General features: G+C 61.6%; 23 protein-coding genes. 16 read left to right on the top strand and 7 right to left on the bottom strand.

From position 1 onward, the window contains the following. Positions 1 to 4: 4 nt before the first annotated feature. From hisS to B0B52_RS22515, 14 genes are all read left to right on the top strand, one after another. The gene (gene hisS / locus B0B52_RS17275; RefSeq protein WP_077594910.1) at positions 5 to 1312 is read left to right on the top strand and encodes a histidine--tRNA ligase; all 1308 of its coding nucleotides are present in this window, start codon (positions 5 to 7) and stop codon (positions 1310 to 1312) included. Positions 1313 to 1364: 52 nt separating this feature from the next. Beyond that, on the top strand, positions 1365 to 2075 hold the full coding sequence (locus tag B0B52_RS17270; protein WP_077594909.1) for a tetratricopeptide repeat protein: 711 nt from the start codon (positions 1365 to 1367) through the stop codon (positions 2073 to 2075). Then, on the top strand, positions 2072 to 3247 hold the full coding sequence (gene bamB, locus B0B52_RS17265) for an outer membrane protein assembly factor BamB (protein ID WP_077594908.1): 1176 nt from the start codon (positions 2072 to 2074) through the stop codon (positions 3245 to 3247). Before B0B52_RS17270 ends, bamB begins: the two co-directional genes overlap by 4 nt. Before the next feature lie 162 nt (positions 3248 to 3409). After that, positions 3410 to 4753: a ribosome biogenesis GTPase Der gene (gene der / locus B0B52_RS17260; protein WP_077594907.1), complete on the top strand. Its 1344-nt coding sequence runs from the start codon at positions 3410 to 3412 to the stop codon at positions 4751 to 4753. 50 nt (positions 4754 to 4803) lie between these two features. Continuing rightward, entirely contained in the window at positions 4804 to 5073 is a 270-nt protein-coding gene (hfq, locus tag B0B52_RS17255; RefSeq protein ID WP_077594906.1) for an RNA chaperone Hfq, read from the top strand. Next, a complete protein-coding gene (hflX, locus tag B0B52_RS17250) occupies positions 5070 to 6251 on the top strand; it encodes a GTPase HflX (RefSeq protein WP_077594905.1) in 1182 nt (393 codons plus the stop codon). Before hfq ends, hflX begins: the two co-directional genes overlap by 4 nt. Before the next feature lie 181 nt (positions 6252 to 6432). Continuing rightward, complete coding sequence (gene hflK / locus B0B52_RS17245) at positions 6433 to 7782, top strand: FtsH protease activity modulator HflK (RefSeq protein WP_174575507.1); 1350 nt, start codon at positions 6433 to 6435, stop codon at positions 7780 to 7782. An 11-nt stretch (positions 7783 to 7793) separates the two neighbouring features. Next, positions 7794 to 8693: a protease modulator HflC gene (gene hflC / locus B0B52_RS17240; RefSeq protein ID WP_077594904.1), complete on the top strand. Its 900-nt coding sequence runs from the start codon at positions 7794 to 7796 to the stop codon at positions 8691 to 8693. A 10-nt stretch (positions 8694 to 8703) separates the two neighbouring features. Then, positions 8704 to 8892: a DUF2065 domain-containing protein gene (locus tag B0B52_RS17235; RefSeq protein ID WP_077594903.1), complete on the top strand. Its 189-nt coding sequence runs from the start codon at positions 8704 to 8706 to the stop codon at positions 8890 to 8892. 126 nt (positions 8893 to 9018) lie between these two features. Further along, entirely contained in the window at positions 9019 to 10233 is a 1215-nt protein-coding gene (locus tag B0B52_RS17230) for an ATP phosphoribosyltransferase regulatory subunit (protein ID WP_077594902.1), read from the top strand. A gap of 57 nt (positions 10234 to 10290) precedes the next feature. After that, a complete protein-coding gene (locus B0B52_RS17225; protein WP_077594901.1) occupies positions 10291 to 11631 on the top strand; it encodes an adenylosuccinate synthase in 1341 nt (446 codons plus the stop codon). Between the two features lie 84 nt (positions 11632 to 11715). Then, complete coding sequence (locus tag B0B52_RS17220; RefSeq protein ID WP_077594900.1) at positions 11716 to 12240, top strand: phosphoribosyltransferase; 525 nt, start codon at positions 11716 to 11718, stop codon at positions 12238 to 12240. Between the two features lie 138 nt (positions 12241 to 12378). After that, positions 12379 to 13566, top strand: a complete 1188-nt coding sequence (locus B0B52_RS17215; protein WP_077594899.1) for a PLP-dependent transferase — start codon at positions 12379 to 12381, stop codon at positions 13564 to 13566. A gap of 27 nt (positions 13567 to 13593) precedes the next feature. Then, complete coding sequence (locus B0B52_RS22515) at positions 13594 to 13764, top strand: hypothetical protein (RefSeq protein ID WP_168173577.1); 171 nt, start codon at positions 13594 to 13596, stop codon at positions 13762 to 13764. Between the two features lie 152 nt (positions 13765 to 13916). Here the strand turns inward: B0B52_RS22515 and mnmH are convergent, their stop codons facing one another. Together mnmH and B0B52_RS17205 are read right to left on the bottom strand one after the other, a co-directional pair. Next, complete coding sequence (gene mnmH, locus B0B52_RS17210; RefSeq protein ID WP_077594898.1) at positions 13917 to 14972, bottom strand: tRNA 2-selenouridine(34) synthase MnmH; 1056 nt, start codon at positions 14970 to 14972, stop codon at positions 13917 to 13919. Continuing rightward, positions 14969 to 15685, bottom strand: a complete 717-nt coding sequence (locus B0B52_RS17205) for an arylesterase (protein ID WP_077594897.1) — start codon at positions 15683 to 15685, stop codon at positions 14969 to 14971. Before B0B52_RS17205 ends, mnmH begins: the two co-directional genes overlap by 4 nt. Between B0B52_RS17205 and B0B52_RS17200 the strand changes: the two genes are divergently transcribed. Then, on the top strand, positions 15684 to 16421 hold the full coding sequence (locus tag B0B52_RS17200; RefSeq protein WP_077594896.1) for an ABC transporter ATP-binding protein: 738 nt from the start codon (positions 15684 to 15686) through the stop codon (positions 16419 to 16421). The two genes, B0B52_RS17205 and B0B52_RS17200, sit on opposite strands and share 2 nt — an antisense overlap. A gap of 80 nt (positions 16422 to 16501) precedes the next feature. On the opposite strand, the gene B0B52_RS17195 is transcribed toward B0B52_RS17200, so the two are convergent. Further along, positions 16502 to 18637: a protein kinase gene (locus B0B52_RS17195; protein WP_077594895.1), complete on the bottom strand. Its 2136-nt coding sequence runs from the start codon at positions 18635 to 18637 to the stop codon at positions 16502 to 16504. Positions 18638 to 18641: 4 nt separating this feature from the next. Continuing rightward, positions 18642 to 19520, bottom strand: a complete 879-nt coding sequence (locus B0B52_RS17190) for a DUF3365 domain-containing protein (RefSeq protein WP_077594894.1) — start codon at positions 19518 to 19520, stop codon at positions 18642 to 18644. 115 nt (positions 19521 to 19635) lie between these two features. Here B0B52_RS17190 and rlmB point away from each other — a divergent pair, with 115 nt between their 5' ends. Then, entirely contained in the window at positions 19636 to 20388 is a 753-nt protein-coding gene (rlmB, locus tag B0B52_RS17185; protein WP_077594893.1) for a 23S rRNA (guanosine(2251)-2'-O)-methyltransferase RlmB, read from the top strand. Positions 20389 to 20418: 30 nt separating this feature from the next. Here the strand turns inward: rlmB and B0B52_RS17180 are convergent, their stop codons facing one another. Genes B0B52_RS17180 through B0B52_RS17170 form a run of 3 tightly spaced genes read right to left on the bottom strand, consistent with a single transcriptional unit; the run spans position 20419 to position 22081 of the window. Beyond that, the gene (locus tag B0B52_RS17180; protein WP_077594892.1) at positions 20419 to 20886 is read right to left on the bottom strand and encodes a DUF3237 domain-containing protein; all 468 of its coding nucleotides are present in this window, start codon (positions 20884 to 20886) and stop codon (positions 20419 to 20421) included. A 32-nt stretch (positions 20887 to 20918) separates the two neighbouring features. Then, complete coding sequence (locus B0B52_RS17175; RefSeq protein WP_077594891.1) at positions 20919 to 21491, bottom strand: chromate transporter; 573 nt, start codon at positions 21489 to 21491, stop codon at positions 20919 to 20921. Continuing rightward, a complete protein-coding gene (locus tag B0B52_RS17170) occupies positions 21488 to 22081 on the bottom strand; it encodes a chromate transporter (protein WP_077594890.1) in 594 nt (197 codons plus the stop codon). Before B0B52_RS17170 ends, B0B52_RS17175 begins: the two co-directional genes overlap by 4 nt. Positions 22082 to 22105 lie beyond the last annotated feature (24 nt).

The following is a 22105-nucleotide window of genomic DNA, read 5'->3' as shown; positions in this document are numbered from 1 at the left end:
CCTCATGGCTGAAAAAATAACTGCCGTCAAAGGCATGAACGATATATTGCCGCCCGATTCGGCGCGCTGGGAATGGTTTGAGGCCAAGGTGCGCGCGCTGATGGCGCGTTACGCCTATGCCAACGTCCGCACACCGATCGTCGAGCCGACGGCGCTGTTCGTTCGCGGCCTTGGCGAAGTGACCGATATCGTTGAAAAGGAGATGTACTCCTTCGTGGACTCGATGAATGGCGACAAGTTGACGCTGCGCCCCGAGGCCACCGCCGGCATCGTCCGCGCGATGATTGAGCACAATGTGCTGTACAACGGGCCGATGCGGGTCTGGTCTGCCGTGTCGCTGTTTCGCCACGAGCGGCCCCAGAAAGGGCGCTATCGCCAGTTTCACCAGATCGACGTTGAAGCACTGGGTTTTGCCGGGCCCGATGTGGACGCAGAGCAGATCCTGATGTGCCGCGCCTTGCTGCGCGATCTGGGCATTCCGATGGAGCACGTGCGGCTCGAACTGAACAGCCTGGGCCAGCCCAGCGAGCGCATGGCGCACCGTGCGGCGCTGATTGCGCACTTCGAGGCGCACGCCGATGTGCTGGACGAAGACGCGAAGCGCCGCTTGCACAGCAATCCGCTGCGTATCCTCGACACGAAAAACCCCGCGCTGCAGGCCGTCGTTGAAGCGGCTCCGCAGCTCATGGGCTTTCTTGGCGAGGCTTCGCTTGCGCACCTGAATGCGGTCCGCGCGGTGCTCGACGCAGCGGGGCTGGCCTACCGCATCAACCCGCGGCTGGTGCGGGGCATGGATTATTACAACCTCACCGTGTTCGAATGGATTACCGACAAGCTCGGTTCGCAGGGCACGGTTTGCGGCGGTGGCCGCTACGACGGCCTGTTTGAACAACTTGGTGGCAAACCTACGCCGGCGGTGGGTTGGGGCATGGGGGTGGAGCGCATGCTGCTCTTGCTCGAAGCGGTCGGCGTGCTACCGCCAGAGAGTTCGCCCGACGTCTACGCCGTCGTGCCATCGGCAGAGGTTATGCCCACCGTCATGGCGGCCTGCGAGGCCTTGCGCGCTGCCGGTCTCAATGTCCAGATGCATGCCAGCAGCGCCGACGGCATGGGAAGCATGAAGTCTCAATTCAAAAAGGCCGATGGCAGTGGCGCGCGCTTCGCGCTGATTTTTGGCGAAACCGAACTGGCCGAGGGCCGCGTGGCGGTCAAACCCCTGCGCGGCGAGAAGACTGATGCCGGGCAGGTTCAGACGCTGCAGCCGCTGGACGATATTGACTCCTGGGCGCCGGGTCTGCGTGCGGCCCGCTGACGGCGCCCGCCTACAATCAACATTCATCATTGGGCAGAACTAGAAGAGCTTTATGGCAAAACATCTCGATTTGGAAGAACAGGAACAGCTTGACGAGCTGAAGCACTTCTGGAAGCAATACGGTGACCTGATTACTTGGGGTCTGATTGCCATTTTTGGCGTCGCCGCCGCCTGGAATGGCTACAACTACTGGGAGCGTGACCGGGCAGCCAAAGCAGCGGTTATGTACGACGAGGTGGAGCGCGCAGCCCAGTCGGGAGATGCCGGCCGGTTGGATCGGTCCCTTTCCGACATGCAGGAACGTTTTGCGGGAACGGCCTTTGCCCAGCAAGCCGGCCTTCTTGCCGCCAAAACGTATTACGACAAAGGCAATACCGACGCCGCCAAGACCTCATTGCGATGGGTTGCCGGCAAGAGCGCAGATGAAGGGTATCAGGCCATTGCCAAGTTGCGTCTGGCAAGCTTGCTACTGGAGTCCAAGGCTTACGATGAGGCGCTGCAGCTGGTTTCCGGAGCTTTCCCCAAAGATTTTGTAGCCTTGGCAGCCGATCGCCGCGGTGACATTCTGCTTGCCCAAGGCAAGAAAGCTGAAGCCCGCGCCGAGTACGAAAAAGCCTATAAAAGCATGGATGACCGCACCGAGTACCGGCGGCTGGTCGAAGTCAAACTCAATGCGCTCGGGGTGAACCCCTCTCCCGCTGCGTCCAGTGTTGCAGCAACCGCTGCAGTTTCTCCCGCGTCCGCCACGGAGGTCAAGCAGTGAACCAACAGTCTTTTCGGCCTTTGGCCAAGGTAATTCGGGCGTCAGTAGCTATTTTTTTAATAGCATCCTTGTCCGGCTGCTCCGTGTTCAGCGGCATTGGCAATTTGTTCGGAAGCTCCGTCAAAAAGCCACAACCGGCCGAGTTGCAACCCGTGGTTGCCTTGGTGCCGGCCAAGCTGATCTGGAGCGCGCGTATTGGCGAGGTCTCATTTCCCCTTCAGGTGAGTGTCGTGGCGGATACCGTGGTGGTGGCAAGTACCGATGGCTCGGTCGCGGCGCTCGATGCGCGTACCGGCCGCGACTTCTGGCGCACGAACGTCGGGGCTCCGATTGCCGCTGGTGTGGGAAGCGACGGGAAGCTTTCCGCTGTTGTCACCCGCAGCAATGATGTGGTGGCTTTGGCTGGTGGCAAGGAGCTATGGAGGCAAAAACTTGCCGCCCAGGCATTCACCTCCCCATTTGTGGCGGGAGGGCGGGTGTTTGTTCTCGCAGCCGACCGTTCGGTTAACGCCTTTGATGGTCAGACAGGGCGCAAACTCTGGTCCCAGCAGCGCCCGAGCGAGCCACTTGTATTGCGCCAGTCGGGCGTGATGCTCGCCGTGGGTGACACCTTGGTGGTGGGGCTGGCTGGCCGTCTGGCGGGTTTGAACCCGCTCAACGGCAGCGTTCGTTGGGAAGTGCCCATCGCTTCACCGCGCGGTATCAACGATGTCGAGCGCCTGGTGGATCTGGTGGGGACAGTCAGTCGGAACGGCAATACCGTTTGCGCCCGGGCATTTCAGGCCAACGTCGGCTGTGTGGACGCCCAGCGCGGCACTTTGCTGTGGACAAAACCGGCCAACGGCGCACAAGGCGTGGATGGTGACGATCATCTCATCTTTGGCACGGAAGCTGATGGCAAGGTCATGGCCTGGCTGCGCGCCGACGGTGAAGCCGCCTGGAACACGGATCGGCTGCGCTACCGCAACCTGACCGCGCCGCTTGTCGTTGGGCGTTCCATCGCTATGGGTGACTCTGCAGGGTATGTTCACCTCTTGTCCCGCACGGACGGCAGTTTGCTGAACCGGCTCACGACTGATGGTTCCGCCGTGACTGTTACCCCGGTGCTTGCCGGTAACACCCTGATTGCAGTCACACGCTCGGGAGCCGTTTTTGGCTATGCACCTGAATAGATCCTGGCCCCCACGCTTGTCACTTCGTGTACTGCGCTGCCCCCCGTGGGGGCGCTGCGCCTGCCGCCCGGCGAAGCCGGTTCGGCGGCCCCGGCTGGTGAGGAGGTGCCTCCCTTGCCTGCCCCTTTCGGGGGCTGATTTGCCCGTCTTGATTGCCATCTCGTGAAACCTGTTATTGCTCTGGTCGGTCGCCCCAATGTAGGCAAATCGACCATTTTTAACCGCCTGACCAAAACCCGCGACGCGATTGTTGCGGACTATGCTGGTCTGACGCGGGATCGCCACTATGGCAATGGCCGGTTGGGCGCGCAGGAGTTCATCGTCATCGACACGGGGGGCTTCGAGCCCAAAGCGGTCGACGGCATCTACAAGGAAATGGCCAAGCAGACGCGGCAGGCCGTTGCCGAGGCCGATGTGGTGGTATTTGTCGTTGATGCTCGTGCCGGTGTGAACGCCCAGGATCACGAGATCGCCAAGTACCTGCGCAAGCTAGGCGTACCGACGGTGCTGACAGCCAACAAGGCCGAAGGCATGACGGAAGGCGTTCAGCTTTCGGAGTTCTTTGAGCTTGGGCTGGGTGAGGTGTTGCCTGTCTCCGCTTCGCATGGGCAGGGTATGCGCACCCTTGTCGAGCGGGCGCTGGCGCCGTTGAACCTTCCTGATCCGGATGAGGACGATCTGGCCGGGGACCCGTCGGTGATCAAACTGGCCGTGGCTGGACGCCCTAATGTGGGAAAGTCGACCTTGATCAATACTTGGTTGGGCGAGGAACGCCTGGTGGCGTTTGACCAGCCGGGGACGACTCGCGACGCGATTTCAGTGCCTTTCGAGCGTGGTGGGCAAAAATTCGAGCTCATCGACACCGCCGGTTTGCGGCGCAAGGGCAAGGTTTTTGAGGCCATCGAGAAGTTTTCCGTGGTCAAAACCTTGCAGGCCATCGAAAGCGCCAATGTGGTGCTTTTGCTGCTCGACGCGACTCAGGGCGTGACCGATCAAGACGCACACATCGCCGGCTACATCCTGGAAAGCGGCCGTGCGGTGGTGTTGGCGGTCAACAAGTGGGATGCGGTGGATGCGTACCAGAGGGAGATTCTGGAGCGGTCTGTCGAAACCCGCCTGTCCTTCCTTAAATTCGCCACCATCCACAACATTTCGGCAATCAAGCGCCAAGGGCTGGGCCCGGTCTGGAAATCCATTGTCCAGGCGCATGCCTCGGCCAATCGGAAGATGTCTACCCCGGTGCTGACCCGGCTCTTGCTTGAGGCCGTGCAGTTCCAGAGCCCGCAACGGGCCGGCATGTTCCGCCCCAAACTGCGTTACGCGCACCAAGGTGGCATGAATCCTCCCATCATCATCGTCCACGGAAACTCGCTGGAGCACGTCACAGATGCCTACAAGCGCTTCCTGGAAGGGCGCTTCCGCAAGGAGTTCGATCTGGTGGGAACCCCGTTGCGAATCCAGATGAAATCCTCCAGCAACCCCTTCGCGGACAAAGATTCGGACTAGGATGATATCCGCAGCTGATTTGCTGTGGTAAGGTGAAGTTCTATCAACTCTTGAACACGGAAAATATCGTGAGCAACAACAAAGGTCAGCTCTTGCAGGACCCTTTCCTGAATACATTGCGCCGTGAGCATGTGCCGGTATCGATTTACCTCGTCAACGGCATCAAACTTCAGGGCCAGATCGAATCTTTTGATCAGTATGTGGTTCTGCTGCGCAACACCGTCACCCAGATGGTTTACAAACACGCGATTTCGACCATCGTTCCTGGTCGCGCAGTCAACTTCGCTGCAACAGAATCCCAAGAAAGCCCAGCCAGCTGAGTTCGCAGGACCCCTCCCTGGCGGCCACGCCTCTGGCCATTTTGGTCGGGGTGGATCTGGGCCTTCCGAATTTCGATTCCAACCTTGAAGAGCTGGGCCTTTTGGCCCAGACTGCAGGGCTGCAGCCCGTTGCGCGTGTGGTGTGTAAACGCCGGGCGCCGGATGCCGCGTTATTCATTGGCAGCGGCAAGGCCGACGAGATCAAGATGCTCGCCCTTGAAACGGGTGCCAGCGAGATCCTCTTCGACCAATCCCTGAGCCCAGCCCAGCAGCGCAATCTCGAGCGCGTGCTTGGGCTTCCGGTAAATGACCGGACCCTGCTCATTCTGGAAATCTTTGCCCAGCGCGCCCGCAGTCACGAGGGCAAGCTGCAGGTGGAGCTAGCCCGTTTGCAATACCTGTCTACCCGCCTGGTCCGGCGCTGGTCGCACCTTGAGCGCCAGACGGGTGGCGCGGGTGTTCGCGGTGGACCGGGTGAGAAGCAGATTGAGCTGGACAAACGCATGATTGGCGAGTCCATCAAGCGGACCAAGGAGCGGCTGACCAAGGTCAAGAAGCAGCGCCAAACCCAGCGCCGGCAGAGAGAGCGGCGCAACTCTTTCACCATTTCACTGGTTGGCTACACCAACGCCGGCAAGTCGACCCTTTTCAACGCCCTCGTGAAGGCGCGTGCGTATGCGGCTGATCAGCTGTTTGCAACGCTGGACACGACGACGCGGCAGCTTTATCTGGGAGACGCTGCCCGCTCTGTGTCGCTGTCTGACACGGTGGGTTTTATCCGTGACCTGCCACATGGGTTGGTGGATGCATTTGCCGCTACCTTGCAGGAGGCGGCGGACGCTGACTTGCTCCTGCATGTGGTTGATGGCGCCAACCCGGATCATCTTGAGCAGATTGAGCAGGTGCAACGCGTGTTGGCCGAGATCGGTGCAGCAGATGTTCCGCAGATTCTTGTGTTCAACAAGCTTGATGCCCTTGAAAAATCGCGCAGGCCGCTGCAGTTAAGTGACAGTTTTGAGATCAAGGACGCTTTTTCCGATACCGGAAGGCGGGTTGAGCGGGTGTTTGTCAGCGCGCAAACGGGTGAGGGTTTGCCCTTGCTGCGCGAGATGCTGGCCCGGTATGCGTCTCAACCTCCCGTTGAAGATAGTCCCCAAATTGATGAAGCCGTAGTCTGATTAGGCACAATGTCGAAGTAATGAAAAAAGTGAGCTCGATTCCATGAACCTGAACCCTGTGCTACAGATGCTGACGCGCGCCGTGAAGGGCCGCCCCAAGCAAGCGACGACCCCCTCGGGGGGCAACGAAGCGTGGGGGCAAACGACTTTGCCAGGACGGCTGAGGCAAGGCGCCCGAGGAATGTTCAATCTGAACGATCCCCGCTGGGGCCGCGACGACGACAAATCTCCGGCTGATGAGGCCAAACCCGACGCAGGCCGTGATGAGGTTCCACCGGCAAAGCCCCCTGTGCCACCCCGGCCGCAAGGTCAAGGCCCAAATCAGGGCCCGCCCGATCTTGACGAGTTGTGGCGTGACTTCAACCGCAAACTCGGTGGCCTTTTTGGGGGGGCGAAAAACGCAGGACAACGCGGCCGGGGCAACGGAGGTGGAGGCGGCAATGGCGGCCCGGGCGGCTTTCAGCCCGACATGAAAAGTGCAGGCATAGGCATTGGTCTGATTGCCGGCATTGCAGTGCTGATCTGGCTGGGTACTGGCTTCTTCATCGTGCAAGAGGGCCAGCAAGCGGTGATTACCCAGTTTGGCAAGTACAAATCAACCGTGGGCGCCGGTTTCAACTGGCGCCTGCCGTACCCTGTCCAGCGCCATGAGATGGTCGTCGTCACGCAGATCCGTTCCGTGGATGTGGGACGCGACACCATCATCAAGGCCACGGGTTTGCGTGAGTCGGCCATGTTGACTGAAGACGAAAACATCGTCGAGATCAAGTTTGCGGTGCAGTACCGCCTCAGCGACGCGCGCGCCTATTTGTTCGAAAGCAAAGACCCGGCGGGAGCCGTGGTCCAGGCAGCGGAAACCGCTGTGCGCGAAGTGGTGGGCAAAATGAAAATGGACTCGGCCCTGGCCGAAGAACGCGACCAGATTGGCCCACGCGTGCGAACGCTCATGCAGACCATCCTCGACCGCTACAAAGTGGGTGTCGAGGTGGTCGGGATCAACCTGCAGCAAAGCGGCGTGCGCCCGCCTGAGCAGGTTCAGGCCTCGTTCGATGACGTGCTCAAGGCCGGCCAGGAACGTGAACGTGCCAAGAACGAAGCACAGGCGTATGCCAATGACGTCATTCCGCGTGCGGTCGGCTCCGCTTCGCGATTGAAAGAAGAATCCGAAGCCTACAAGGCCCGCATTGTTGCCCAGGCCCAGGGTGATGCGCAGCGCTTCCGCTCCGTGCTGGCTGAATACCAGAAAGCCCCGCAGGTCACACGTGACCGCATGTACACCGACACCATGCAACAGGTGTACAGCAACGTCACCAAGGTGATGGTGGAGTCCCGCCAGGGTTCGAACCTGCTTTACCTGCCACTCGACAAGATCATGCAGCAGTCTGTCCAGGGCGCGCCATCAAGCGGTGCCGATGCTACCGTTTTACCCGGCGCGGTAACAGCACCGGCGCTGCCCGCAGCCCCGGCCACCGGCACCTCCGATACCCGCGCCCGCGATGCTTCCCGCACGCGTGACCGTGACACCCGTTAAGGAAGACAAAAGTGAACAGAGTCGGATTTATTGCCTCGTCGCTTCTGGTGCTGCTTGCACTGGCCAGTTCCATGTTGTTCGTCGTCGACCAGCGCCAGTTCGGCGTGATTTACGCACTCGGGCAAATCAAGGAAGTCATTACCGAACCCGGCCTGAACTTCAAGTTGCCGCCACCGTTCCAGAACGTTTCTTACATTGATAAACGCCTGTTGACGCTGGACAGTACGGATGCCGAGCCCATGCTGACTGCGGAAAAGCAGCGCGTGGTGATCGACTGGTATGTGCGCTGGCGGATCACCGATCCGTCGGAATACATCCGCAATGTGGGGCTGGACGAGCGCGCTGGCGCCAACCAGCTGAACCGGGTGGTTCGCAATGCTTTTCAGGAAGAAATCAATAAGCGCACCGTGCGCGACCTGCTTTCCCTCAAGCGTGAAGCGTTGATGGCTGACGTGAAGAAAGAAGTGCTGCAGGTAGTGCGGGGCGCGAAGCCGTGGGGCGTGGATGTTGTCGACGTGCGCATCACGCGCGTGGATTATGTCGAGGCCATCACGGAGTCGGTCTATCGGCGTATGGAGGCCGAGCGTAAGCGTGTTGCCAATGAACTGCGATCGACAGGTGCAGCCGAAGGCGAGAAAATCCGCGCTGATGCCGACCGGCAGCGTGAGGTGACCATTGCCAATGCTTACCGCGATGCACAGAAGGTCAAGGGGGAGGGCGATGCCCAGGCAGCTTCGGTTTATAACGAATCTTTCGGCCGGGACCCGCAGTTTGCCCAGTTCTACCGCAGCCTGGACGCCTACAAGGCCAGCTTTAGCAAGAAGAGCGACGTGATGGTGCTTGACCCGTCCTCCGACTTCTTCAAGGCCATGCGCAGCTCCGGTACTGGCGCGGCTCCGGCCAAAAAGTAAAGCACCTCTTTTGGACAGCGGCACGCTCTGGCTCGCATTGGCGTGCATGCTGGTCATCGAAGGCTTGCTGCCGTTTTTCTCGCCATCCGGCTGGCGCAGCATGTTTGAGCAAATTCTGCGAATGAGCAATGGCCAGATCCGGTTTTTCGGCTTGTGCAGCATGGCCGCCGGCCTGGTCTGGATCCTTTTTCTTCTTTGACAGGTAAGCCCTGAGGGCCCGGTTGCCACGGTTTTTGCTGCCGCTGACTGCATCCGGCTTGTGGTTGGCCGGAAACCGGGCCTCAAGCCCGGTAAAATCCTGTTTTTAACAGCCCACGATAAATACATGCCCGCCTGGTCGTCATCATGGCAATTGCCGGATCAAATTGCCGATGTCCTGCCCTCCGAGGCGCGCCATATCGAAGAGCTGCGTCGCCTGTTTCTCGACACGGCCCGCAGCTATGGCTACGAGCTGGTCATGCCGCCGCTGCTCGAACACCTCGAATCCCTGCTTACCGGCACCGGTGAAGCGCTCGACCTGCAGACCTTCAAGCTGGTGGACCAGCTGTCCGGCCGAACGCTGGGCCTGCGCGCCGACACCACGCCGCAGGTCGCGCGCATCGACGCCCACCTGCTGAATCGCCAGGGCGTGGCTCGCCTGTGTTACTGCGGCCCGGTGTTGCACACCCGCGCCGACCGCCCGCACGCCACCCGCGAGCCGCTGCAGTTCGGCGCCGAAATTTACGGCCATGCCGGGCTCGAGGCCGACCTGGAAGCCCAGTTGCTGGCGTTGGAAGGACTGACGGCCGCCGGCGTCACGAAGCTGTCGGTCGATATGGCCGATGTGCGCATCGTCAGTAGCCTGTTGGCCGGTGCCAAGGTCAGTGCCGCCATGCTGGCCCGCATTCATGCCGCCCTCGCGAGCAAGGACGCCAGCGAGCTGGCCAGCCTGACCGCCAGCCTCAACGGAGAGTTGCCCGCCGCCGCACGCCAGGGACTGCTCGCGCTGCTGCAGTTCTATGGCGACGAGAAGGTATTGGCTGAAGCCGAAAAGGTCTTCAAGGCTTTGCCCGAAGCGCTGAAGGCGTTGCAGAACCTGAAGTGGCTGGCGACCCACGTGGCCAACCTTGCGGGTGGCGTCAAAATTGGGTTCGACCTGGCTGACCTGCGCGGTTATGCCTACTACAGCGGTACCCGCTTTGCCATTTACGGCCATGGCCAACGTGATGGCGCCCAGGGCGCCGAGCTGGTGCGCGGTGGCCGATATGACGAGGTTGGTGCCGTGTTCGGGCGCAACCGGCCCGCGGCCGGCTTCAGCCTGGACCTCAAGGAGCTGGTCAGCGTGCTGACGCCCAAACCACTACGGCCCGCCATACGCGCGCCTTGGGGCGAAGAAGCCGATCTGCGTGCTGCCATTGCCCGATTGCGCGCCGGCGGCGAAACCGTGGCCTGCGTCCTGCCGGGCCATGAGCACGAAGTTGATGAATTTGACTGCGACCGCGAACTGGCCAGCGTTGCCGGCCAGTGGCAGGTCCAGCCGCTGGGTAAAACGCCGGCCTGAACGGTGGCGCGAACCATCCCTGCATCCCCGCAACAATCCTTAAAGAGTGAATTGAAGATGACAAAGACAAATGCCGCAACGGTCGGCCGCAACGTGGTGGTCGTGGGCACCCAGTGGGGAGACGAAGGCAAGGGCAAGCTGGTGGACTGGCTGACTGAAAGCTCTCAGGGCGTGGTGCGTTTCCAGGGCGGCCACAATGCCGGCCACACGCTGGTTATCAACGGCATCAAGACAGCCCTGCACCTGATTCCCAGCGGCATCATGCGCCCCGGGGTGAAGTGCTACATCGGCAACGGTGTGGTGCTCTCGGCCGCCAAGCTGTTCGAGGAAATTGAAGGTCTTGAAAAAGCCGGGGTCGAGGTGCGCTCGCGCCTGCGCATCAGCGAAGCCTGCCCGCTGATCCTGCCGTTCCACGTGGCACTCGACGTTGCACGCGAAACGCGCCGGGAAACCGGCGGCACGGTCAAAATCGGCACCACTGGCCGCGGCATCGGCCCGGCCTACGAAGACAAGATTGCGCGCCGTGCCCTGCGTGTGCAGGACCTGAAGTACCCGGAACGTTTTGCCGCCAAGCTGCGCGAGCTGCTGGACCTGCACAACTTTGTTCTGACGGGCTACCTGAAAGCGCCGCCCATCGAGTTCCAGCCGGTGTATGACGAAGCCATGCGCCATGCGGAGCTGCTCAAGCCGATGATGGCTGACGTTTCGCGTGAACTCAACGATGCGAATGCCGAAGGCGCGAACCTGCTGTTCGAGGGCGCGCAGGGCACGCTGCTCGACGTCGATCATGGCACTTATCCCTTCGTCACATCCAGCAACTGCGTGGCCGGCAATGCGGCTGCGGGCGCCGGTGTTGGTCCGGGCATGCTGCATTACATCCTGGGCATCACCAAGGCTTATTGCACGCGTGTCGGCGGCGGCCCATTCCCGACCGAGCTGGACTGGGAAAAGCCGGGAACCCCGGGTTACCACATGAGCACCGTGGGCGCCGAAAAAGGCGTAACCACCGGGCGCAGCCGCCGCTGTGGCTGGTTCGACGCCGCGCTGCTCAAGCGCTCGGCGCAGGTCAATGGCCTGTCAGGCCTGTGCATCACCAAGCTCGACGTGCTTGACGGCATTGACCAGCTCGAGCTGTGCACAGGCTACGAGCTCGACGGCCACCTCATCGACATCCTGCCCATGGGCGCCGAAGAAATTGCCCGCTGCAAGCCGGTTTACGAAACCCTGCCGGGCTGGACCCAGAGCACGGTGGGCGTGACCGACTACGACAAGCTGCCCACTGCGGCCCAGCGCTACCTGCATCGCATCGAGGAAGTCACCGGCGTGCCCATTCACATGATTTCGACCAGCCCCGACCGCGACCACACGATCTTGCTGCGCAATCCCTTTGCCGCCTGAATGGTTTCGCGAAAATTTTGAGTCAAATCGCGCTCCAGCCCAATAGGGTCGGGCGCAGCCAGCTATTGAATCAGGAGCATTTTCATGTTGACGGAAGACGGCAAACACCTATATGTCAGTTATGACGAATACCACAACCTGATTGAAAAACTGGCGATCAAGATCCACCAGTCCGGCTGGCAGTTCGACACCATCCTGTGCCTGGCGCGCGGAGGCATGCGGCCTGGCGACATCCTGTCGCGTATCTTCGACAAGCCGCTGGCCATCATGTCCACCAGCTCCTACCGCGCCGACTCCGGCACGGTGCAGGGCAACCTCGACATCGCGCGTTTCATCACCACGCCCAAAGGCGAGATCGCCGGTAAAGTGCTGCTTGTGGACGACCTGGCCGACACCGGCCACACGCTCAACGCCGTGATCCACCAGTTGCGCAACAACTACAAGCCCATCAGCGAGCTGCGCAGCGCGGTGATCTGGACCAAGGGCGTGTCGACTTTTCAGCCCGATTATTCGGTGGAGTTCCTGCCGACCAATCCGTGGATTCACCAGCCCTTCGAAGGCTACGACAGCATGGGCCCGGAGAAATTGCTGGAGAAATGGAAGGTTTAACGGCCCCCACGGTCGCTCACTTCGTGTAGCTCCCTGCCCCCCGAGGGGGCCGCTGCGCCTGCGGACTGGCAAAGCCATATCCGCGGCCCCTGCTTGAAGGGGAAGCCCCTAACCATCGCCTGCCGTTAACATCGGCAAATGAGCGATATTTCCACCCAACTGATCCACCACGCCTACAAGCCGCCGGCCGGCTTTGACTCGGTCCAGCCCGGCGTCCACAAGGCTTCAACCATCATTTTCCCGAGCGTCGCGGCGCTGCGCCAGCGCGACTGGAAACACAAGACCGGCTACACCTACGGCCTGCATGGCACGCCGACCACCTTCACGCTGGAAGAGCGCATTGCCACGCTGGAAGGCGGCAGCTTCTGCACCCTGGTTCCCAGCGGGCTGGCGTCCGTGGTGCTGGTCGACATGGCGCTGCTCAAGGCCGGCGACGAGGTGCTGGTTCCGGACAACGTCTACGGACCGAACAAGGCCTTTGCGCAGCACGAGCTCGCCGCCTGGGGCGTCAGCACCAGTTATTACGACGCCATGCAGCCCGCTGACTTGGCCGCCAAACTGAGTGCCAAAACTCGTCTGGTCTGGCTCGAGGCGCCGGGCTCGATCACCCTGGAGTTTCCCGACCTGCCGGCCTTGGTGGCTGCCGTCAAAGCGCACGGTGACAGGCATCCGCAAGGCATCGTGACTGCACTGGACAACACCTGGGGAGCCGGCATCGCCTTCAACGCCTTCGCGCTGGGTGCCGACATCTCCGTTCAGGCCCTGACCAAGTATCCGAGCGGCGGCGCGGATGTGTTGATGGGCTCGGTCGTCACGCGCGACGAGGCGCTGCATCAACTGGTGCACTTTTGCCATATGCGCGTGGGCTACGGTGTCAGCGGCAACGACGTCGAGCTGGTGCTGCGCGGCTTGGGCACCATCGCCTTGCGTTATGCCGCGCAGGACGCCGCGACCCGCACGCTTGCGGCCTGGCTGCAACAGCAGCCGCAGGTTGAAGCCGTGCTGCATCCGGCGCTGGAAGGCTCGCCCGGGCATACTTTCTGGAAGCGCGACTGCACGGCCGCGGCCTGCCTGCTGAGCATTGTGTTCAAACCCGGCTATGCGCAGGCGCAGGTCGACCAGTTTTGCGACAACCTGCAGCTGTTCCAGCTCGGTTACAGCTGGGCCGGCCCCATGAGCCTGTGCGCGCCGTATGACGTGCCGGCCATCCGGACCATGCCCTGGCCCTTCAAAGGCGGCCTGGTGCGGTTTTCGATCGGGCTGGAAGCCGTTGCCGACCTGCAGGCCGACCTTGCGAACTCGCTGGCCCTGATGCAGTACAGTTAGGACATATTCCCCTGAAGAAAGCACGCCGTGGCAACTCCCAATTACTCCTACGAAAAGCGCCAGAAAGAGCTGGCCAAAAAGAAGAAAAAAGAGGAAAAGCTCAAGCGCAAAGCCGAAGGCAAGCCAGACTTGCCGGACGATGAAACACCGGGCGAAGAGGGCGGCGAAGCCACCCCGCCAGCCGACCCCGTGTCCTGAGGCGGGATGACTCGAAAAATTTGAAAGAAATCGGGCATTAGCCCTTGATTTACGGGCGCTACTAGCTATTTATTTGATAGCAACCTTGGTGCCCAAGGCCCCGCAGGAACAGGCAGCTGTTTTTCCGGGGCCTTGTTTTTTGGGCCGCCGGTTCAGGCGGCCAGCAGGCTCGCGGCTAGTTCGTCCATGGCCGCGGTTGTATGTGACCTGGGCGCCAGAACACGCGCTGATTCGTACTGCGCGAAATTGCGCTGTATGGACTGCAGGTAGGCCGGATCGTAGTGCTCGACCAGCAGCTCCTGCACCACCGAGGCGACATCGCCGCTGCGTGCGCGGGCCTGCCAGTCCTGCACGGTGGCCTTGCCGCGTGCCTCTGTCAATGCGCCCAGGCGTTCGCAGAAAAAGCCGATGTCTTTCACGAAAAAATCGTAATCTTCCAGCAGCAAGGCCACCCGCTCGCTCTCGGGCAGGTCCAGCCTCAGGCAAGGGCTTGCCCGCATCGCCGTAATCAACCCTTCGGGAACGGCGACATTGCCCACCTTCTTGCTTTCGCTTTCGATGTAGACCGGCCGGGCAGGGTCAAACCCGCGCAGTGCTGCCCAGATCTGGCTGTCAAAAGCCTTCTGGCTGGGTTGCGCCACCCCGGGGATCAGGCCCAGCACCGAGCTGCGGTGATTGGCCAGCGCCTCCAGGTCAAGCACCTGCGCGCCTTGCTGCGCCAATGCGTGCAGCAGGCGCGTCTTGCCCGCACCGGTAGGGCCGCAAACCACCTGGTAGCGGTAGCGGGCAGCCAGTTGGGACAGGTCGGCCACCAGCGCTGCCCGAAAGGCCTTGTAACCACCGTCGACCAGTGTGACCTTGAAGCCGATCTGGTCCAGGATCAAGGCCAGCGAACCGCTGCGTTTTCCCCCACGCCAGCAATAAATCAGGGGTTGCCACTCCCGGGGTTTGTCCAGCACCTCGCGCTGGATGTGTGCGGCGATGTTTTTTGCCACCAGCGCCGCACCCAGCTTCTTCGCTTCGAACTGGCTGATCTGCTTGTAGCGGGTGCCAACAATCTTGCGCTCTTCATCATTCAGGCTGGGCCAGTTGACGGCGCCGGGCAAATGGTCTTCGGCGTATTCGCCTTCGCTGCGGGCGTCGATGACGGCAGAGAAGTCTTTCAGCCGGTCAAGGGCCTCCCCGGCCGGGATGCGTTCGATCGTCACTTGAGAAGTTTTTTCAGTTCCGGCCAGACATTGGCCAGCATCATCGGGTGCGCCTGCTCATTGGGATGAATACGGTCAGCCTGAAACAACCGGGTAGCGTCATTGGTGTCTGCCACACCCTTGAGCAGGAAAGGCACGATCGCCGATTTGGTGTCCTTTGCCACTTTTGCGAACAAGCCCGAGAACTTCGCCGCATAGTCGCCACCGTAGTTCGGAGGCACCTGCATCCCGACCAGCAGGACTTTTGCGCCGGCTTTTTGTGCGGCCTGCGTCATGGTGCGCAGGTTACCCTCGGTCATTTCCAGGGGCAGGCCGCGCAGGGCATCATTGCCGCCCAGCTCGATAATGACCACGCCGGGTTTGTGCTGGGTGAGCAGGGCGCCCAAGCGCGAGCGGCCACCGGAGGTCGTATCGCCGCTGATGCTGGCGTTGACCACTTGTCCCGGCATCTTCTCGGCAAGCAGGCGCTGGGTCATCAGGCTGACCCAGCCGCTGCCGCGTTTAAGGCCGTACTCGGCACTCAGTGAATCACCCACCACCAGAATGGTGGGGCCGGTGCCGGCTGTGGCCGGTTTTCCCACCGCCTGTGCATGGCTGTTCGGGGCCAATACCAGCATAAAAAGACTGACCATAAAACCCAACAGGCCCGCAGGCAGGCCCGGCTTGGTAAAGTCAGGTCGCTTGAATCCCAAAATATCCGATAAGGCTGGCATGTTTGAACCTGTTGTTCCTGTTTCTTCGGTACCGCCGGCTTCACCGGCGGAAACGGAAAACCGCTCTTCTGCAATTATTTCCGTCGAGCATGTTTTCAAGAGCGTGAGCGATTCGACGGGAACCCTGACCATTTTGCGCGATATTGATTTTGCACTCGCGCCCAGGGAGACTGCCGCTATTGTCGGCGCTTCAGGGTCGGGCAAAAGCACGCTGCTGTCCATCATCGCCGGGCTGGACACGCCCACCCAGGGTACGGTGCAACTGGCTGGACAGGATCTGTTCGCCCTTACTGAGGATGACCGGGCGGCCTTGCGCGCCCAGAAAATCGGTTTTGTGTTCCAGAGCTTTCAGCTCATGGGCAACCTCAATGCGCTGGAAAACGTCATGTTGCCGCTGGAACTGTCCGGGGCCAAAAACGCACGGGCGCAGGCCACTGAGATGCTCAAACGTGTCGGCCTGGGCGAACGGCTGGGCCACTACCCCAAGGTGCTTTCGGGCGGCGAGCAGCAGCGCGTAGCACTGGCGCGGGCGTTTGTCGTGCAGCCGGCTGTCTTGCTGGCAGACGAGCCGACCGGAAGCCTGGACTTTGCCACCGGCGAAAAAGTCATGGCGCTGATGTTCGAGCTCAACCAGGAACTCGGAACCACGCTGGTGCTGGTAACGCACGATCCCGGCATTGCGGCCCGCTGCGAGCGGCGTATCACCATTGAAGCCGGTCAGGTGGTTGCCGGTTAAAGAAAAATTGGCGCTTTGCCCTTGATTGATGATCGCTAATAGCTATCAAAAGAGTAGCAATAGGGGAGGGTCGGCAGAGGTCAAGGCTTGTGCGCGGCAGCCAGAAACTTTGAACGATCATCGGGCCGATCCACCTCGGCAGCCAGGGCCTTGATCAAGGCTTCCATCGAAGTATGCCGCGCCACTTCCCTTTTGACGATCATGCGTGCCAGAGGCCCGATGAACTGGCTCAGGGCTTTTTCCAGGCGGACCAACTGCTCGTGGTCGAAGTGGGGCGAGGAGATGGTCGAGGACGGGCCCGAACGCGAATTCACCGGCTGGCTGTGGTCGCTCCGCGGACGGCTGAAAGGGTTGAGCGCACCCCAGTCGCTGCGCACGCCGGAATTGGGCATGGGTTGGGTTTTATTGCTTTTCGGTTTCACAAAAAGCTCGCGTGCGATTGGATCGGGAATCGAAACTGCCAGCAACTGACGCAGGCCCTGCACGCTGACGCTGCGCGGCAAGGCTTTCTGGACCAGCACCTTGGCAAGTGGCCCGATGCTGCGCGCGAGTTCTGCCTCGATTTCGGCAGTGGTCTCCGGCGTCAAGGTGGCCAGCGTTGCGAAGGAGGCCGTATTTTCAAACTCGCTGTTGCGTGCCGGTATGGGTGCTGCAGGCCGTGATTTCGGGTCCAGCACGGCGTAAATTTCGTGCGAGCGAAGGTGTTTGTCCAGGTGTGGTCCCATCGCACTGAACATGCCAGCAGCGTTGTCGGTGAGACAGGAAACCACGTCGTAGTAGGCCCGCGACACCACGATCTGGTTGGGCTGGGCAAAGTCCATGATGCGCTGCGCCACGTTGATGCCGTCGCCCACCACATTGACACGCTGGTTGACGTCAAACACCATGCGGATCGGCCCCAGGTGCAACCCGATGCGGACCGACAGCATCTGGCCGTACTTCTGCAGCAGGAGCCCACGCAGCAGCAAGGCCGATTGCAACGCCTCCTCAGGGTCGCCAAGAAAACAGGTGGCTGCGCCATCGCCGGTGTCAATCACGATGCGCGAGGCCTCCGGCACGCCTTTGAGCGCCTTGATGATCAGCTCGTTGAAACGCTCCTTGAGCACCACCTGCTGGTCGATGGAGTGTTTCGAATAGGCCACCAGATCGAGAAACATCACGGTGCCAAGTACATTCTTGCGGATGTTCTGCGCGCTGTTGCCGGGGAATGAACGTGCGCTGGCCGCGAAGGCAAGCACGTCGCTGTCAGGCCCCGCTCCCGGTTCGGTGGGCATACGGCTCGCCGCCGCGGGCGCCGCCTGCACAGTGGGTGCCTCCACCAGCGCCGCCCGGAATTCGGCAACATTCTGCGGCCTGCGCGCCTCGTTCGAACTCAGTGCCCAGTCAATGGCGCGCAATAAGGCCTCGCCAAATACTGCGGTATCGCCAATGTCGATCGCCCGGGGCATGGAATCGTCCTGGACACGCGCGGCCGATTCCAGTGGCTTTTGTCCTGTGGTCATCCAGTACATCACGGCGCCCAGCGAATAGATGTCCGTCCACGGACCCTGGTTGCCCTTGCTGTGGTACTGCTCAAACGGGGCAAAACCGGGGCTGACGATGTTGGTCAGGTCGCGTCCGCCGGTGTAGCGCCGTGCCGCGCCGAAGTCCAGCAGCACCGGCGAGCCGTCGGCGCGAATATAGATGTTGTCGGGCTTGATGTCGCGGTGCAGGAAGTCCAGCTTGTGTACCGCTTCCAGGCCGTCCATCAGCGGGTAAATCACCTTGAGCAGGCCCGCCTGGTCCAGTGCCGGTTGCTTTGCCAGCCAGCGTTTGAGCGGGTCGCCCGACTCGTACTCCATGACGATGTAGGCGGTACCGTTTTCGCGGAAATAGCGCAGCACGCGCGCAATGTTGGGGTGGCGGAAGGAGGCCAGGGCCCGTGCTTCGTCCAGGAAACGTTCCAGGCCCCAGAGGAACTGCTGCTCGCTTTCGGGCACACGCACCTGGACCGACAGGTCCGCGGCGCGGGTTGTCAGTTCACCGGGAAAATATTCCTTGATGGCGACCGGGAGTTCAAGGTTGATGTCGCGCGCCAGATAGGTAATGCCAAAGCCGCCGCCCCCGAGCATTTTTTCGATGCGGTATTCAAAAACCTTGTGGCCGGCGGGCAGGGCGGCCGCATCCACGCCAGCCGCGGGTGGCTTGGCGTCCGGAGGCTGGCCGGCCACGCTCATGGGCTCAGTTTCCCCGCTCGATCATCTGCATGGCTTTCTCCAGGCTGCGCCGCATGCGATTGAAGGAACTGCCGAGTACGGACACTTCATCACGGCCTGCGTCCGAAAATTCCGGCACGTCGAAGTCACCTGTGCTGACCTTGTCGGCCGCCAGGGACATGCGGCGGATAGGCCGCACGATCAACCAGTTGAGCATCAGGTTGAGCACGATGAAGACCACCACAAATACCGCAGCCAGCGACGCCATGAAGGCCTTGAACGTGCGGTCGGCATTGAGGATGGGAATGTCCATGGGCACCGTGACCACCTGGGCGCCGATGATTTCGTTGTGCTTCCATCCAAAGCCGTTGGCTTCGCCGTAAATCTTGATCATGCTCGCCGGCGCGGCCGACGGCACGCTGTGGCATTGCAGGCAGGCGGCGTTGGTAATCTGGATCGGCTTGGCAATGTAGAGAATGCGGCCCGTACCGCCGGTGCGCTCGGAAACCAGTTCTTTCGACTCGGCGTTCTGCCGGAACTGCTGCACGATGTCGGCTTCCCAGTCGGTGGCGCGGTCGCGCGGATTGGTCGGGTTCAGCGTGGCTTCCTTGTAGCCGTAGTCGCGGTATTTTTTCTGGATGTAATGCAGCGTTTCCGTGGCGGCATAAGCCGGCACGGTTTGGGGCAGGAAAACCTCTTCGAGCTGCTTGTCCAGGTGCGGCTTGACCTGCTCGACGGTATAGGCACGCACAGACAAGGCGGTGTCCATCATCAGGCGCGCGTTGCGCAGCACCTCTTCCCGCGCGTTCTCCTGCAGCAACTGGCGGGAAATAAAGCCGGCCGCGGCAAAGCCGGCCAGAAATACGATCACCAAAACCAGGTTGAATTTGAGGCGAATGCCCATGGCGTCTCCAGTGAGAAAAAACGTCTAGTTACCATTTTAGGCTCAGAGCGCTACCGCCCATCCTGCGCAAGCACCCTGCGGTCAGGCCACAGGGTGCAGCAGTGATAATCGGAGCATGTCATCTTCTCCCAAAGTCCTGTTTGGCTTCCATGCCGTAGGCGTGCGCATCAAAACCGCTCCCCAATCCGTTTTCGAGGTGTTTTTCGATGTGGCGCGGCGCGACGCGCGCATGCGCCAGTTCATCGACCGTGCGCGCGAAGCTGGCGTCCGGCTGGTGGAGTCCGATGGGCTCCGCCTGGCCAAAATGTGCGGCAGCCACGGCCATCAAGGGGTGGTGGCACGGGTGGACGCAGTCGCCCAGGTGAAATCGCTGGACGAATTGCTTGAGCAGCTCGAAGCGGCCGGTGAGCAGTCTCCGCTGCTGCTGGTGCTTGACGGTGTGACCGACCCGCACAACCTGGGCGCCTGCCTGCGCGTGGCGGACGGTGCCGGCGCACACGCAGTGATTGCGCCCAAGGACCATGCGGCGGGCATCAACGCCACGGTCGCCAAGGTGGCCAGCGGCGCTGCGGAAACCATGCCTTACTTCATGGTGACCAACCTGGCGCGCACGCTGGGCGAGCTCAAGGAACGCAACATCTGGTGCATAGGCACCAGCGACGACGCTGAAAAAACCATATACGACGTGGACCTGAAAGGACCGGTGGCCCTGGTGCTGGGTGCCGAGGGCGAGGGCATGCGCCAGCTCACGCGCAAGACCTGCGACGAACTGGTCAGCATCCCGATGCGCGGCGCGGTTGAAAGCCTGAATGTGTCGGTGGCCAGCGGCGTCTGCCTGTACGAGGCGTTGCGCCAGAGGACAACCTGAACTCGAGTGGCCGGGCGGCGTGGAGCGGGCTCAGCCCACTTCGTAAAAACGCATCAGCACCTGGTCAGGCAAGCGTGCGCCGGTGCCGACGAAAAGCCGCTCGTTGATCCAGCGCAGCGCCGGTGCGGTGGTTTCAAAGCGTGGGCTACAACGGAAATAAACCAGCGCAGGATCCACCGGCTCGCCGCGAAGAAGCCGCGCCATCAGCTCCGGCGGGCCGCTGCGAATGGCATGGTTTTGCACGTAAATCATCTCACCGGCATCGGTTTCCAGCAGATAGCGGGCATCCAGCCTGGCGGTACCCGCAGCCGTGACCAGCTGGAAGTCGGTGCCTCCCGGCAAAACACGGGCCTGCCACTCCTGCCCTTGGGCCTGTCCGCCGGTAATGGGAACCAGGCGACGCAAACCCTCGCCACTGTCACCCACCTCCTGCGGTTTCCCCACATTGACCGACAGGTCGGCAAAGAAATTCAGGGGCGGGGTGGCCAGGTTGTTCACGGACTTCTCCGACGTGTATATGAGGATGCGACTTAAACCCAGCCCATTGCGCCCAACAGGGCCCCGACGCCCAGCAGCCACAGCAGGTGCACGCGGGTGCGCCAGACAATCAGCGCGGTTACCACGGTGAGCAGCGCCACCGGCCAGTCTTTCAGGCCGACGACGTTGGCGCTGGCCAGGATCCAGCCCGTGGCAATCAGCAGCGCAATCACGATAGGCGCCATGCCTTGCTTGAAGGCCCGCACGCCGCGCAGGTTGCGGTTTCGGTGCCCCCAGCTGGCGGCCAGGTAGGTGAGGGTGGTGCTGGGCAGCATGATGCCCATCATGGTGACCAGTACGCCGAACAGGCCCATCAAGTGCCCGCCAGCGTTCAGGCCCACCTGCCAGCCCATCAGCGCGACGAACAGCACATTGGGGCCGGGCGCGGCCTGTGCGATGGCCACCGAGGCATTGAACTGCGGGTCGGTCAGCCAGTGCTGGCCATCGACCAGATAGCGATGCATGTCGGGCGCGGTGGTGATGGCGCCGCCAACTGAAAGCAGCGACAGCACCAGAAAATGCCCGAACAGGCCCAGCCAGTCACTCCATTGCAGTGCGATGCTCATGGGCCCAGCTTTCGCCAGGTGAGCCCGCAGGCCGTGACGCCCAGGCCGAGCAAAACATACACCAAAGGCAGGCGCAGCAAGGCAATGCCAATGAAACACAGCACGGCCAGCGTGATGCAAAGCGGCAAGCCCAACGGGTGAAGTTTCAACGTCCCCATTAATTTCAGTCCGGTGGCGGTGATCAGGCCGGCCGCCACGGCGCCCATGCCGCGCAGCGCTCCGGCCACACCTGGGTGGCCTTCAAACTGCCCATAGAGCAGCGCCAGCAGAAGCACCACCACCAGCGGAACGGTCAGCATGCCGGCCAGTGCGGCCATGGCGCCCGGCAGGCCGAAGTAACGGTGGCCAAGCATGAGCGAGAGGTTGACCACGTTGGGGCCCGGCATGATTTGCGCCACCGCCCATTCCTCGACAAACTCTTCGCGGGTCAGCCAGCGTTTTTTCTCGACCAGCTCGCGTTGCACAACGGCCAGCACGCCGCCAAAGCCCTGCAGGGCGAGCAGGGTGAACGAAACAAACAGGTCCGTGAGTGAGCGGGGTCGGGGTCTGGCCCCTTCGTCTTCGGCAGGCGCTGCGGGTGAAACATTCATGGCCGGTCAATTATCTCCCGGCCA

The organism is Polaromonas sp. A23 (assembly GCF_002001015.1).
Taxonomy (GTDB): domain Bacteria; phylum Pseudomonadota; class Gammaproteobacteria; order Burkholderiales; family Burkholderiaceae_C; genus Polaromonas.
This window is presented reverse-complemented; position numbering and strand designations above follow the sequence as displayed.

Coding starts and splice junctions, on each gene's coding strand:
- B0B52_RS17170 (WP_077594890.1), bottom strand. CDS start 22,081: ATGAATGTTTCACCCGCAGCGCCTGCCGAAGACGAAGGGGCCAGACCC.
- B0B52_RS17195 (WP_077594895.1), bottom strand. CDS start 18,637: ATGAGCGTGGCCGGCCAGCCTCCGGACGCCAAGCCACCCGCGGCTGGC.
- B0B52_RS17205 (WP_077594897.1), bottom strand. CDS start 15,685: ATGCCAGCCTTATCGGATATTTTGGGATTCAAGCGACCTGACTTTACC.
- hflK (WP_174575507.1), top strand. CDS start 6,433: ATGTTCAATCTGAACGATCCCCGCTGGGGCCGCGACGACGACAAATCT.
- B0B52_RS17190 (WP_077594894.1), bottom strand. CDS start 19,520: ATGGGCATTCGCCTCAAATTCAACCTGGTTTTGGTGATCGTATTTCTG.
- B0B52_RS17220 (WP_077594900.1), top strand. CDS start 11,716: ATGTTGACGGAAGACGGCAAACACCTATATGTCAGTTATGACGAATAC.
- B0B52_RS17215 (WP_077594899.1), top strand. CDS start 12,379: ATGAGCGATATTTCCACCCAACTGATCCACCACGCCTACAAGCCGCCG.
- B0B52_RS17200 (WP_077594896.1), top strand. CDS start 15,684: ATGTTTGAACCTGTTGTTCCTGTTTCTTCGGTACCGCCGGCTTCACCG.
- B0B52_RS17225 (WP_077594901.1), top strand. CDS start 10,291: ATGACAAAGACAAATGCCGCAACGGTCGGCCGCAACGTGGTGGTCGTG.
- B0B52_RS17175 (WP_077594891.1), bottom strand. CDS start 21,491: ATGAGCATCGCACTGCAATGGAGTGACTGGCTGGGCCTGTTCGGGCAT.
- hisS (WP_077594910.1), top strand. CDS start 5: ATGGCTGAAAAAATAACTGCCGTCAAAGGCATGAACGATATATTGCCG.
- B0B52_RS17230 (WP_077594902.1), top strand. CDS start 9,019: ATGCCCGCCTGGTCGTCATCATGGCAATTGCCGGATCAAATTGCCGAT.
- rlmB (WP_077594893.1), top strand. CDS start 19,636: ATGTCATCTTCTCCCAAAGTCCTGTTTGGCTTCCATGCCGTAGGCGTG.
- B0B52_RS17270 (WP_077594909.1), top strand. CDS start 1,365: ATGGCAAAACATCTCGATTTGGAAGAACAGGAACAGCTTGACGAGCTG.